General features: G+C 73.6%; 6 protein-coding genes. 3 read left to right on the forward strand and 3 right to left on the reverse strand.

What is annotated here, in order from left to right; genetic code table 11:
* Positions 1 to 68: 68 nt before the first annotated feature.
* Entirely contained in the window at positions 69 to 4,628 is a 4,560-nt protein-coding gene (locus tag ACFQWG_RS11825; RefSeq protein WP_380975574.1) for an ExeM/NucH family extracellular endonuclease, read from the reverse strand.
* A 189-nt stretch (positions 4,629 to 4,817) separates the two neighbouring features.
* Between ACFQWG_RS11825 and ACFQWG_RS11830 the strand changes: the two genes are divergently transcribed.
* The 3 genes from ACFQWG_RS11830 to ACFQWG_RS11840 all read left to right on the forward strand — a co-directional run bounded on the left by ACFQWG_RS11830 (position 4,818) and on the right by ACFQWG_RS11840 (position 9,901).
* Positions 4,818 to 6,371 (forward strand): succinic semialdehyde dehydrogenase, encoded by a 1,554-nt coding sequence (locus tag ACFQWG_RS11830; RefSeq protein WP_380975576.1) that lies wholly within the window; start codon positions 4,818 to 4,820, stop codon positions 6,369 to 6,371.
* A gap of 69 nt (positions 6,372 to 6,440) precedes the next feature.
* The gene (locus ACFQWG_RS11835; protein WP_380975578.1) at positions 6,441 to 7,268 is read left to right on the forward strand and encodes an SDR family oxidoreductase; all 828 of its coding nucleotides are present in this window, start codon (positions 6,441 to 6,443) and stop codon (positions 7,266 to 7,268) included.
* The gene (locus ACFQWG_RS11840; RefSeq protein WP_380975580.1) at positions 7,265 to 9,901 is read left to right on the forward strand and encodes an excinuclease ABC subunit UvrA; all 2,637 of its coding nucleotides are present in this window, start codon (positions 7,265 to 7,267) and stop codon (positions 9,899 to 9,901) included. Before ACFQWG_RS11835 ends, ACFQWG_RS11840 begins: the two co-directional genes overlap by 4 nt.
* Here ACFQWG_RS11840 and ACFQWG_RS11845 read toward each other — a convergent pair.
* Entirely contained in the window at positions 9,828 to 12,461 is a 2,634-nt protein-coding gene (locus ACFQWG_RS11845; RefSeq protein ID WP_380975582.1) for an ATP-binding protein, read from the reverse strand. The genes ACFQWG_RS11840 and ACFQWG_RS11845 overlap by 74 nt on opposite strands.
* Positions 12,458 to 13,609 carry a metallophosphoesterase family protein gene (locus ACFQWG_RS11850; protein ID WP_380975584.1) on the reverse strand — a complete coding sequence of 384 codons (1,152 nt, stop codon included), beginning with the start codon at positions 13,607 to 13,609 and terminating at the stop codon, positions 12,458 to 12,460. Before ACFQWG_RS11850 ends, ACFQWG_RS11845 begins: the two co-directional genes overlap by 4 nt.
* Positions 13,610 to 13,711: the final 102 nt, after the last annotated feature.

A 13,711-nucleotide genomic window follows, 5' to 3' on the forward strand; every position in this document is an offset into this window, starting at 1 on the left:
CCGGACCCGCGGCGCCGGAGGCACCCGCCCGCAGAGGCCTCAGGGCCTGCGGCGGGCAGCCGGAGAGGTCACCGCTCCTGGGAACCCGACCGCCGGCGCGTCGTCACCAGCGCGCCTCCGACGGCCATCAGCAGGAGCGCCAGCCCGAGGGGCCAGGAGATCTCCGCACCGGTGTCGGACAGCCCAGTCCCGCTCTTCGCGGCCGCCTTCGGCGAGGCGCCGTCAGAACCGGGGGGTGTGGTCCCGGGCGTGTCTGCGGCGAGGACCTCGATCGGCGCCCAGCCCAGCAGCGTGCCGTCCTCGGCGGTGACGGAGATCCTGTGGGCCCCCACCGGGGTGTCGGCGGGAATGGTCACGGTGAGGATCCCGGACTCGGGAACCACGACCGACCTGGCCAGCAGCACCGGGTCGGAGTGCAGCCACACGTTGACCCTCTCCCCGGCGTGCCCGACGCCGACGGACACCCTGACCGTCTCGCCCTGCTTGACCTTCGTGATGTCGGTCGTGATGCCTCCGCGCGCCCCGTCGGTCAGATCCCCGGCGGAGGGCGCCACCGGGTCATCGGGCCCGGGCTGATCGGATCCGGCCTTCACCGTGATCGGCAGCCGCACGGCCGTCCCCGACGGCTGGGCCGTCGCGACGACCGTGTACTCGCCCGCGGCTGTGCCCGCCGGGATCGTCGCGGCGATCGCGGCGGCGCCCTCGTCGATGGCGAAGTCACCGAGCGGGACTCCGGCGGAGGAGGCCCCCGCCGGCACCAGCCTCGCGCTCACCGTCGTGTTGAGCGGGGAGCCCAAGGAGGTGAGGTCGAGGCCGGAGAGCGTCACCGACGCCTGCTTCCCGGCGTCCACCGCGTTCGGAAGGGCGCCCGCCACCACTCGCGAGCGCGCGAAGGACGGCGCCACCGGCGAGTTCGCGCCCAGGTAGTCCATCCACACGTCGCGGTCGATGAGGCCGGTGTCGCGGGACGTGCCCTGGGCGAGGGCGCGGAAGTTGTCGCCGCCCTGAGCGAGGAAGCTGAACGTCGACACCGTGAACGTGTCGTCGTCGCGGACCAGGGTCCCGTCGACGTACACGGCCAGGACGTTGCCGCCGGGGGTGGCGTTCGGATCTGCGGTCTTCGCCACCCACGTGACGTTGTCCGACAGGCCCAGCGCCAGGTACGGGCGGCTCGGGCGGTTGCCGTCGGCGTCCGTCTGCCACTGCTCCTCCAGGACCTCCCGCAGCTGCGCGCCGGTGAGCTCCACGGTCCACACGTTGTTGACGAAGGGCAGGACGGCGTTGGCCTCCGCGAAGGTGACCACTCCGTCCTCGCCCTCGCCCCCGGACTTCGCGTAGTACAGCTCGTTGCGCAGGCCCCCGGGATTGACGATGCCGATGTCGGCCCCGCCCAGTTCGGCGAGCTTGCCGGAGTCGCGCAGCGCGTCGGCCACGAGGTTGCCCAGGGCCGACTCGCTGGCGCGGTCGTCGCGCGTGCCGCCCGTCCACGTGCCGTCGACGAAGGACCCGCCGCCGAAGGCGGTCGTGATGTCCGCCGTCACGGAGCCCACGGGCTGGCTGCCGACCTCGTCGGCGTGGGCGAGGGCCTGGGTGACGATGTCGTCGACCCGGGTGAGCGCCGGGCTGGCCGCGATCTCCTGCTCGGTGGGGGCCGCGCCCCGCTTGACGTTCTCCGCCTCGTGGGCCACGACCTCGAAGGTGTCGGGGTCGATCGAGAGGGAGGTGTGCCCGAGGTTCTCCCCGTAGCTGCCGGTCTGGATGACCGGCCGCGTGGCGTCGTCCTCACCGGGGACGGGGGCCTCCCACGCGTACTCCTTGTGGGTGTGGCCCGTCAGGATCGCGTCGACGCGCGCATCGGTCCCGGTGACGATCTCGGCGAAGGCGCCGCCCGCGGCGACCTCCTCATCCAGGGTCGCCCCGTCCGGCGTTCCCGCCCCCGCGCCCTCGTGGACGAGGGCGACGAGGACGTCCGCCTCGCCGTTCGCGTCGTTCCCGTCGGACAGCTGGCCGGTGACGCGGTTGAGCGCGTCGACCGGGTCGCCGAAGTCCAGCGTGGACACTCCGCCGGGGGAGACCAGGGTCGGGGTCTCCTGCGTGATGACGCCGATGAAGCCGACGCGGATGCCGCGCGCGTTGATGACCTCGTACTCCGGCAGAGCCGGCGTGGTCGTGCCCTTCTCGTAGACGTTCGCCCCGAGGTAGGGGAAGTCGGCGGCGTCATGCACCCGCCCCTTGAGGTCGTCGTAGCCCTGGTCGAACTCGTGGTTGCCCACTGCGGAGACCTGCAGGCCCAGGGCGTTGAGCACGTCGATCGTCGGCTGGTCCTGCTGCGAGGAGGAGGCGAACAGAGAGGCCCCGATGTTGTCCCCGGCGGAGACGAACAGGGTGCCGTCCGGGTTCTGGGCCTTGAGGTCCTCGACCGTCTTCGCGAAGGCCGTGGTGTTGGCGTCGATGCGGCCGTGGAAGTCGTTGATGTCGACGATGTCCAGGTCGACCGGCGCGGACTGCCCGGCAGCCAGCCCGACGACGACAGGATCGTGGTCGGAGGAGCGGTAGGCGTCGTTCGTGTCGTACAGCGTGCCGTGGTAGTTGTAGCGGCTGTACTCCAGGGCGATGGACTCCTCGGCGTTGATCTCCCAGGTGTCCTCGCCGGTGGCGCGCTTGAGGGCGGCCTGGTTGAGCAGCACGTGGTCCAGTGATCCGGACAGGCCGGAGTAGGAGTACGACCACTGGTCGTTCGACAGCTCCGAGGCGGCGTCGGTGTAGCCCGCCTGGTAGAGGACCCGGAGCGGGTCCTCCTGGGTGTAGGAGTTGAAGTCGCCGACCAGGGCCACGGCGCCGCCCTCGTCCGTGACCGTCCCGATCCAGTCGCGCAGGGCGGTGGCCTGCGCCACCCGCGAGGCGTTCGAGGCGCCCTGCCCGTCGTGCTGGTCCTCGTCGCCGGGCAGCGGCCCGGCCGAGCCCTTGGACTTCAGGTGGTTGACCGCGACGAAGACGGGTTCGCCGCCGCCGACCGGGGCGAACTTCTGGCCGATGGGCTCCCGCGCGTTCGCGAAAGCGCCATCAGCGCCGGACTCGGTGCCCAGAGCGCGGGCGTCGCCCACCCGCTCGACCGAGGCGGGCTGGTAGATCAGCGCGTTCGTGATGACGTCCTGCTCGGCGGCGTCCGGAAGGTCGGCGGAGGAGGGCACGTACGCCCATTTCGTGGAGCCCGCGGCGGTGTTGAGGGCGCCGACCAGGGTGGCGAGTGCCTCGTCGGGCTTCTCGCCTAGCGCGGCGGAGTTCTCGATCTCGAGGAGGCCGATGACGTCAGCATCCACAGCGTTGATGGCGGAGACGATCTTGTCCTGCTGGCGGGCCAGATCCTCCGCATCCCACGCGCCGCGCGGGTCGCACCCTGATTTCACGGTGACGCCGTCGCCGGCGCGATCCGTGTAGGGCTCGCACCCGGCGGTGTCCGCACCGAGCGTCGTGAAGTAGTTGAGGACGTTGAAGGTGGCGATCCGGATGTCGCCGCCGACCGGCTCGGGAGCCTTCGTGCGCGTGTCCTCGAAGGCCACCGGTCCCTGGCCGCCGTCGCGGATGGCCTCGGTGGGGTTGAGCTTCCAGGCGTCGTTGCGGTAGTCGACGATGACCGGAGCGTCGAAGCTCACCGCCGCGCCCACTCGCACGGGCTTCTCGGTCGAGATGTAGGGCGGGGTCAGGGAGGAGTTCGCCGTGCTCAGATAGTTGATCGTCGTGGCGTCATCCAGGGTGACTGCGCGCGCGGCGTTGTCGGCCTCGACCTCGGCGGCCTTCTCGGACCCCGCGGGGGCGGCGTCCGTGGGCTGGATGAGCGGGGTGCCGCCCGAGGCGAGCCCGACCTCTCCGTACTGGTTCGTCGAGTAGGTGTTCGACACGGTGAAGTCGCCGGTGGGCCGGATCAGCATGGACTCCAGCGCTTCGCGCTCGGTGTCAGTCGCGGGCCATCCGGTCTCCAGGGGCGCGACCGTGCCCAGCGACTCGGGGAGGATCGTGAGGCCCGAGGCCGCGACCGACAGCTCGGTGAGGTTCTTGTACTCGGAGACCTCGCCCGTCACCCGCACGGAGTCCCCGACCTCGACCTGGTCGGCAGTGGCCTGGGAGTAGACGAAGAGCGCATCCGAGGCGCCGGGCGTGGTGTCCTCTCCCGGGGTCTGGATGACGTACCCGGTGAAGGATCCCGTGCCCTGGGGGTAGGCCGCGGTCACGACGCCCTGGGTGGTCACCGTCTGCCCGGTCAGAGGCGAGGCCGCTCCCGTGCCCTGGATGCCGGCGATCGGCGTGACATCGTCAGGGGAGTCGGCGGGCGGTTCGGCGGTGCCATCGCCGCCGTCGCCGGAACCGGTGTCCCCGCTCTGCGCGGTGTCGTCCCCGCTCTGTGCGATGTCTCCGCTCTGCGAGGCGTCACCTCCGCTCTGTGCGGCGGTGACCTCGAATGTGTGTGCGCTGCCGTCTTCGAGCAGGTCGGCGACATGCGTGGCGTCGCCGTCGGATGCGGCCTGGGCGGGTGCTGTCACTCCCACGGTCGCTGGGATTGCCAGCGCTCCCGCGAGGAGGACGGCGCCGGCCGTCCGCAGGCGCAAGGTGCGCCAAGGGGTGCGGATCACTGTGACTCCTTGTCCAGTCGTTGATGGATAGGACACATCTGATCATGCGTATCTGACTTGAGCGTGAACACGCGCCGCAGAGTCGGCAACGACTCTGCGGGAATCCGCGGACCCGATGCGGTGTCTGGGCCCGCTCCCATACGCGCACCGCGCCGAGCCCCGCCCACCCGACAGTGGCAGCATGGGGGCATGACGACGAGGAAGCACGCGGCGGGGGCCGGCGACGCGTTGGCCGCCCTGGTGACGGCGGAGGACGCGCAGGGCGGGGCCACGCTGGAGGTGACCAGCCCCTTCGACGGAGCCGTGCTGGCCGTCCTCCCCCGCTCGACGCCCGAGGACGCGGAGCGGGCCGTCGCCCGCGGCCGGGAGGCGCAGAGGGAGTGGGCGCGCCGCCCCGTCCGCGAGCGCGCCGCGGTCCTCGAACGCTTCGGCGCGCTGCTCATCGACCACCGCGACGAGATGCTCGACTGGATCCAGCTCGAATCCGGAAAGAACCGGGCCAGCGCCCTGGAGGAGTTCGCCGACACCGTCCTGTGGGCGCACCACGTCGCCCGCCACGCCCCGGGCGTCCTGCGGGAGCGCCGCCGCGCCGGCGCGTTCCCGGTCCTCACCCACACGATCGAACGGCACATCCCCAAGGGGGTCGTCGCCGTCATCGCCCCGTGGAACTACCCGCTCAGCCTGCCCATCGGCGACGCCCTGCCGGCGCTCGCGGCCGGCAACGCGGTCGTCGTCAAACCGGACTCGCAGACGCCGGACACCGCCCTGTTCGCCCTGCGGCTCCTGCGCGAGGCGGGCCTGCCCGCCGGCGCCGCACAGATCGTGGTCGGGGCGGGGCGCGAGCTCGGGCCGGCGCTCACCGGCCACGCGGATTTCCTGATGTTCACCGGCTCCTCGGCGACCGGCCGCATCCTCGCCCAGGAGTGCGCCGAGCGCCTCATCGGCTTCTCCGCCGAGCTGGGAGGGAAGAACCCCCTCCTCGTCCTGGGGGACGCGGACCCGGAGCGGGCGGCGGAAGGCGCCGTCCACGCGGCGTTCTCGAACTCCGGCCAGCTGTGCATCAGCGTCGAACGCGGCCTCGTCCACGCCGATGTCTGGGGCCGTTTCGTGCCCGCCCTGGTCGAGCGCACCCGCGCGCTGCGCCTGGCCGCGGGCACCACATGGGACGCGGACATGGGGTCGCTGGCCGGCGAGGCCCAGCTGCGCAAGGTGACAGCCCATGTGCGGGATGCCGTCGACAAGGGGGCGACCGTGCTCGCGGGCGGGCATCCCCGTCCCGACCTGGGCCCCTACTTCTTCGAGCCCACCCTGCTCGCGGACGTCGCCCCGGATATGCGCGTCTTCTCCGAGGAGACCTTCGGGCCCCTCCTCAGCCTCTATCGGGTGGACTCCGACGAGGCCGCCATCGCCGCCGCCAACGACTCCGAGTACGGCCTCAACGCCAGCATCTGGTCGGGAGATGTCCGTCATGCGCGCGCCGTCGCCCGGCGGATCCGCACCGGCACCGTCAACATCAACGAGGGCTACGCCGCCGCCTGGGCCTCCCACGACGCCCCCATGGGCGGCATGGGAGCCTCGGGCATCGGCCGCCGCCACGGCGCCGAGGGCCTCCTCAAGTACACCGAGGCCCAGACCATCGCCGCGCAGCGGCTGATCCCGATCGCCGGGCCGTCCTCGGTCAGCCACGAGCGGTGGGGGACGGCGCTCACCTGGGGCGTCCGCGCCCTGCGCCGGCTCCGCTGAGTGGGGCCCCGGCGCCCCGACGAGGGCGGCTCTGCGCGCAGAGCCGGAGGACGACATGGAGGAGGACGAATGAGGCATCCGCTGCGAGGCCGAACGGTGCTGGTGACCGGGGGAGGAGGAGGCATCGGGCGGCTGATGGCGCTGGGTGCCGCCCGGCGCGGGGCGCGCGTCGTGATCTGGGACCTCTCCGAGGCCGCGGGGGCCGCGGCGCGCGACGAGATCCGCGCGGAGGGCGGGAACGCCGAATCGTTCTCGGTGGACGTCTCCGAGCGGGAGGCCGTCGCCGCAGCGGCGCAGCGCACCGGGGACGTGGACGTCGTCATCAACGACGCGGGCGTCGTCACAGGCCAGCGCCTGATGGACGCCACGGAGGAGGGCATCGAGCGCACCTTCCGGGTCAACGCCCTGTCCCTGTACTGGGTGACCCGCGCCTTCCTGGGCGGCATGATCGCCCGGCACCGGGGCACGGTCGTGACGGTGGCCAGCGCCGCGGGCATGGTCGGCGTGGCGCGCCAGACCGACTATTCGGCCAGCAAGTTCGCGGCGTTCGGCTTCGCGGAGTCGCTGCGCGCCGAGATGAGGAAGGAGCGCACGGGCGTCACCTCCCTGGTCGTATGCCCGTACTACATCGACACCGGCATGTTCGAGGGCGTGCGGACGAAGTGCCCGCCGCTGCTGCCGATCCTGCGGCCCGGCCGCGTCGCGGAGAAGGTGCTGGACGCCATCGAGTCGGGCCGCGGGCAACTGGTGATGCCTCCCTTCGTCCGGATCACCCCGCTGGCCCGCGCGCTGCCCACACGCGCTTTCGACTGGCTGGTCGACGCGCTGGGGATCAACGATTCGATGGACCGCTTCGTCGGGCGCGCCAACCGCGCCCACGGTGGGAGAACCCCGTGACGGGCGCGGCGCGGACGTCGGCGCCCCCGCTCCAGGGCCGGCGGGCGCCCGCCGCCATCGAGGTGCGCGGGGCGCGCGTGCACAACCTGGACCACGTCGACGTCTCCGTCCCGCTGGGGGAGCTGGTCGCCATCGCCGGGGTGTCCGGGTCCGGCAAGTCCTCCCTGGCGCTGGGCGTGCTCTACGCGGAAGGCTCCCGGCGCTACCTGGAGGCGCTGTCCACGTACACGCGCCGCCGCCTCACCCAGGCGCCGCCGGCGGCGGTCGACTCGGTCGACCATGTCCCCGCCGCGCTCGCCCTGCACCAGCGTCCGGCCGTGCCCGGGGTGCGCTCGACCTTCGGGACCTCGACCGAGCTGCTCAACAGCCTGCGCCTCGTGTACTCGCGGCTGGGCTCCCACCTGTGCCCGAACGGCCACCGCGTCCCGCCCTCGATGGACGTCGCCCTGGAGCGCCCCCTCGTCTGCCCGGCGTGCGGCGTGCTCTTCGACGGACCCGGCGCGGAGTCCTTCGCCTTCAACTCCGCGGGCGCCTGCCCGCGCTGCGCCGGGACGGGAGTGGTCCGCGACGTCGACGAGGACGCCCTCGTGCCCGACCCCTCGAAGACCATCGAGGAAGGGGCGGTGGAGTCCTGGAAGATCATGGGGTCGACGCCGAACCCCCAGGTCGTCGCCGAGTTCGGGGTGCGCACGGACGTCCCCTTCCGCGATCTGACGCCCGCCGAACGCGAGACCGTCCTCCACGGCCCCCGCGAGAGGCGGCACATCATGGTGCCCTCGAGGAACGGCCGCGTCTTCAGCCTGAACTGGACGTACCGCAACGCGCGGGTAGCGGTGGAGGAGGCGCTGGCGGGCGCGAAGTCAGAGAAGGGCCTCCAGCGCATCCGACGCTTCCTCACCCAGCAGGTCTGCCCCGAGTGCGGCGGCTCCCGGCTCAGCCGGAAGGCACGCTCGACGCTGGTCGACGGCCGGACGCTGGCCCAGGCGAGCGCGATGACCCTGGACGACGTGGTCGCCTGGCTGCCGGGCGTCGCCGCATCGGCCGGTCCCGACATGCGGGCGATGGCGGGGGCCATCGTCTCCCAGATGAGGGGGACCGCCCGGCGCCTCCAGGACCTGGGGCTCGGCTATCTCGCGCTGGACCGCGCCAGCGCCACGCTGTCCACCGGCGAGCGCCAGCGCGTCCAGCTCGCCCGGGCCGTGCGCACCCGCACCACGGGCGTCCTCTACGTCCTGGACGAGCCCTCGATCGGCCTGCACCCCTCGAACATCGACGGCCTGCTCGGCGTGATCCGCGACCTGTTGGCGGACGGCAACTCGGTCGTCCTGGTGGACCACGACGTCCAGCTCCTGCGCGAAGCGGACTGGCTGATCGAGATCGGCCCGGGATCGGGCGCCGCGGGCGGGCGGGTGGTCGCGGAGGGCCCCGTCGCGCGCATCGCGGATCCGGGCGCGTGCCCCGGTTCCCGCATCGGGGCGTTTCTCGGCGGTCGCGCCGCCGTCGCGCGCCCGGCCCCCGCGGGAGCGGCGTCCTCGTCAACGAGGACGGCCGCCGCTCTGCGCGCCGTCTCCCCCGAGGACCCGGCGATCCGGATGTCCACCGGGCCCCTCCACACCGTTCGGGCCCTCGACGTCTGGATCCCGAGGGGCCGGCTGACGGCCGTGTCCGGCGTGTCTGGATCCGGCAAGACGACGATGGTCCTGGAGTGCCTGGTTCCGGCCGTGCGCGCCGCCGTGGCAGGGGGCCGGTCGCCCGCCCACGTGCGCTCGGTCGACGCCCCGGGCATCCGGCGCGTCAACCTCATCGACGCCTCGCCCATCGGGCAGAACGTGCGATCGACGGTGGCGACCTACTCCGGTGTCATGGACGATCTGCGGCGCGCCTATGCCGGCGTGCCCGAGGCGCGCGCGGCGGGGTGGGGGGCCGGCGACTTCTCCTACAACACGGGGTCGCTGCGCTGCCCGACCTGCGGGGGCACCGGTCAGATCTCACTGGACGTCCAGTTCCTGCCCGACGTCGACATCGTGTGCCCCGACTGCGCGGGAAGCCGGTACGGGCCGGAGGCGGACCGCGTGAGGCGCGGCGGGCGCACCCTGCCCGAGGTCCTCGCCCTCACCGTCGACCGGGCCCTGGACCAGGGGGCCGCCGAGGGGCTGCCCGCCGTGGAGTCGCGGCTGCGCACGCTCGCGGGCCTCGGCCTCGGCTACCTGACGCTGGGCGAGGACACCCCGGCGCTGTCCGGCGGGGAGGCGCAGCGCCTCAAGCTCGCCTCGGAGATGACGCGCGACCAGGGGGACACCCTCTTCGTCTTCGACGAGCCGACGGTCGGGCTGCACCCCCTGGACGTCGAGGTGCTGCTGGGAGTCCTGCAGCGCCTCCTGGACAACGGGGCGACGGTCGTGGCCATCGAGCATGACCTGGACGTCCTGGCGAACGCCGACTGGGTGATCGATCTGGGCCCCGGGGGCGGGGAGGCCGGCGGGCGCATCGTCGCCACCGGCACGCCGCGAGAGATCGCGGCGGAGCCGGCCTCGGTGACGGGCCGCTACCTCGCTGAGGTCATGGGGTCGGGGGCGGGAGGCGCACCACCTTCGCCCCGCCGACCGACGCGAAGCGGTCCGGCTGGCAGGTGAGGACGATGACCTGCGCGGAGGAGCCGACCGCGCCCAGCACGGCGCCCAGGCTCGCGAGGCGCTCCGGGTCGGAGTAGCCGAGCGTGTCGTCGAGGATCACGGGGGCGCCCTCGTCCCCGGAGACCAGCTGCGCGCAGGCGAGCCTGCCGAGAAGAGCGAGCTGCTCGCGGGCTCCGGCGGAGAGGGAGTCGAAGGGCACGGTGCGCCCGCCCAGCGTCCGCGACTCGATGACGAGGTCCGGGGTGATGCCGATGCGGAGGTCGGGTCCGAAGACGACGCGTCCCAGCCGTTCGATCCGCTGCGTGAACGGGGCGACGTAGCGGCGCTGGGCGAGGTCGCGGTGACGCACCATCGTGTCCCGGAGCAGGCGGGCGGCCCGGGCGTCGCGTTCGAGGCGCGCCTGGGTGAGCCGCGACTCCGCCAGGCGCGCCTGCGCCTCGGCGAGCCGGGTCTCGATGCCCTCCGCGGCGAGGCTGTCGACCAGGGCCTTCGCCTGTGCGGCCTCGGTGTGGGTGTCCGAGCGGTTCTCGCGTGTGCTGTCCACCAGCCTCCGGGCATTGTCGAGCAGGGTCTCCACTGTGTCGGGGTCGGCCTGCTCGAGGGCACCCTGGTCCGCGAGGGCGGCCTCCCGGCAGGCGTCGCGCTCATGGGCGGCCCGCGTGAGGGCCTCCTCCAGGAAGGCGTCGTCCTCCTGGGCTCGGGCGGCCGCGAGGGCGGCCTCGGCGCGGTCGAGCTCGGCGCGGGCCGTGTCGCGTCTGGCGCCGGCCCTCACGTCCCGCGCGGAGGCGGCGTCGCGGGCGGCTCGCGCCTGTTCCAGCACGTCGAGGGCCTGCGCGAGTGCCTCCGCGGCCTCTTCCTCGTCGTCCTGGGCCCGATGCGCGGCGGCCTCGGGGTCCGCTGCGTCCGCGTCCAGGGGGTGCTCCGGCTCCGCTGCGGGCCCGCCAGCCGCCCGGAGACGGGCGGTGAGACCCGCGAGCCGCGCCTCGAGCATGTCCAGGTCATCGCCGGACAGCTCCCGATCGAGGTCGCGGCGGGCCTCCTGCCGGGCCGCCTCGGCCAGGCGGCGCCGGTCGATCAGAGCGGCGGCCTGCTCGACGGACTCCACCCCGGCCCGGACGAGGGCCTCCGACAGGGCGGCGCGCGCCCGGTCGGCCCCCTGTTCCGCGGACCCGCCCGTGGTCCCGGGGGTGACCGTGATCCGGGCGAGCCCGGGGACCTCCACCGTCACGGGCGCATGCGCCGGCATCGAGCGCCGTGACCCGGCGGCCAGCGCCTCGCCATCGAGGAGGACGGGCCGGTCGCCCAGCGCCTCGACACTCACCTGGGCCGCGGCCAGATCGCGGGTGCGTTCGGCCACGGTGAGATCGGTCGACAGCGAGGTGAGGTCCTCGAGGACGCCGGCGGGGAGGTCCGGGGCCGACTCGAGGGCGGCCGTGGCGTCGACCAGCCGGCCGTGCGCCGCTCGGGCGCGTTCGACTCGGCCGGCGAGCTCCCGCCGGTCATGTGCGTCCCGCAGGCGGGTCAGGGCCGCAGCGGCCCGCTGGGCCCGGTCGCGCGCCTCCTCGTGGGCGCCCCGCGCCCCGGACGCCGCGCGCTCGGCGGACGCGAAGGCATCCTCGGCGGCTCGGAGCCCGTCCTCCTCCTCGGCGGCGGCAGCGGCAAGCTCCTGGAGCTCCCCGCGCCGGTCCTCGACTGCGGTCAGCAGCTCGCGGCGGCGCACCAGGGCCTCCTCGGCGCGCTCAAGGGTCCGGGTGGCCTCCTCCAGGGCCCGCCCGGAACGATCCGCTGCGCCGCGGCGGCGGTCGAGGTCCCGGGCCGCGGCCTCTCGTGCGCGCAGGTCGGCGGTGGCCTGCGTCAGCCTGGCATCGAGGGCGTCGAGCTGGCCGGAGAGCGCGCGATGGCGCTCCACCAGGCCGTCGAGACGGCGCCCCTGCTCCGCCAGGTCGGCGACCTCCCTCTCCAGGCCCGGCAGCTCCTCCGCGCCGGCCCGGTACTCGCCGGTGGGGCGGCCGGTGGGCGTGAAGAACCGCCGGTACTCCTGCTCGATGAGGTCCATCAGCTCGTCGTGGTCCGCGGAGGGATCCCCGGCCTCGTCGAGGGTGCGGTGCAGGGCGGCGATGCGGGCCAGGTCGGGCTGGGCGAGCGAGGCGCCCTGTTGGACCTCGAGGGCCAGGAGCAGGTCGAGGTCGAGGGTCTGGCCGAGGATGTCGAGGAAGCGGTCGTGCGCCGTGTCGCCGGCGTGCTGCTCGGGGCGGGGCGCGCTCACACGGAGCTCGGTCTCCGGCTTCCTCAGCCAGCGCTTGCGGTAGACCAGGTCGAAGGGGCCGGTGGTGAGGGACAGCGTGACCTCGGGTCCGACGTCGCGGTCGACGGGCTGGACGGCGCGGATGTCCTTGTGGCCGGAGGTCGCCTTGAAGTCGCGGACGAGGCGCAGAGCCTCGGCGATCGAGGACTTGCCCGTCTCATTGGGCCCCTCGATGACGGTCACCCCCGGCGACAGCCGCACCGTCGCGTCCGCGACCCCGCGGAAGTCGACCAGCCTCACGCTGTGGATCCTCATGAGCGGCCTCCCGCTGCTCCGGCCAACCGGTAGAGCAGGCGCAGGGCCCCCTGCGCCGACTCTGCGTCGGTGTCGCTCTCGGCGGCCGCGCCGGCCATGCCGGCCAGCTCGTCGACGGCCTGATCGGCGAAGCCTCCCAGGTGGAGATCGGCGAAGTCGTGGCCATCGGGCAGGACCGCGAGATCGCGGTACCGCTCCCACAGGTCGAGGCGGGCGAAGAGCTCGCGGTCCTCCTCGAGGAGGCGCTCGAGGCGCGCGTTGTCCGCCATGGTGAGGGTCCCCGAGAGCCTGAGCCACACGGCGGTGCGCTCCTTGGCGCCGATCGCCGCCAAGCGCCGCTCCAGCGCGGCGACGTCCTCGGCGGCGTTGAGGGTCTGCTCCACGACCGTGAAGGCCCAGCGCCCGACGCGGACCGGTTCGACCGTGACGTCGCCGGTGGCGGGGTCCACGTCGATGACGAGGACGTTGCCGGGATCGGTCTCCGCGCGGTCGGTGACCTCGGGGGTGCCGGGGTACCAGATGCGCGGATCGACCTGCGTGGTGGAGTGGCGGTCGCCGAGAACGGCGACGTGGGCGATGCCGGCGTCCAGGAGGCCGCGCAGCGCGGCATCGTCGATGGCGGCCGGGTCGGCGGCGTCCGGGTCCAGGGAGGAGACCGCGCCGTGGCCTGCGACGATGCGGATCGTGCCCGCTGGGGTGGGCTCCAGGCCCGCGCAGGCCCGGGCCACCAGGTCCTGACCCGGCCGCTTCGAGAACCAGGGCGCGGCGACCAGCTGGACACCGGGGGCGACCTCGCACACGCCGGGTTCCCGCAGAACGCGGACGGCCTCCGGCGTCCGTGCGGCGAACGTCGCGGAGTCGTAGAGGGAGGCGGCGTCGAGCGGGTCGTGGTTGCCGGGCAGGAGGTGGACCGGCACGGGGAACCCCCGCAGGACCTCGAAGGCCCGTGAGATGATCGCGCGGTCGAGCTGGTTCGACTCGAAGACGTCACCGCACACGACGACGAATTGGGCGCCCCTGTCGCCGGCGAGCTCGCCGATCCGGCGCACGGCGTCGAGCCTGGCCTGCAGGAAGCGCGGCCGCGCCTGGCCGTCGAGGAAGCGTGCGGTCATGCCGAGCTGCCAGTCGGCGGTCGCGATGAAGCGCATCGTCGCCTCCTGTCCCAACGCCTGGGTCCGCCCACCGGCGAGCGGACCCGTCACCGATCGTATCGGCTTCCGTCCTCATCTCCGGGCGGGGCCCCTTGGCCA

This window comes from Schaalia naturae (genome assembly GCF_042665795.1).
Classification (GTDB): domain Bacteria; phylum Actinomycetota; class Actinomycetes; order Actinomycetales; family Actinomycetaceae; genus Pauljensenia; species Pauljensenia naturae.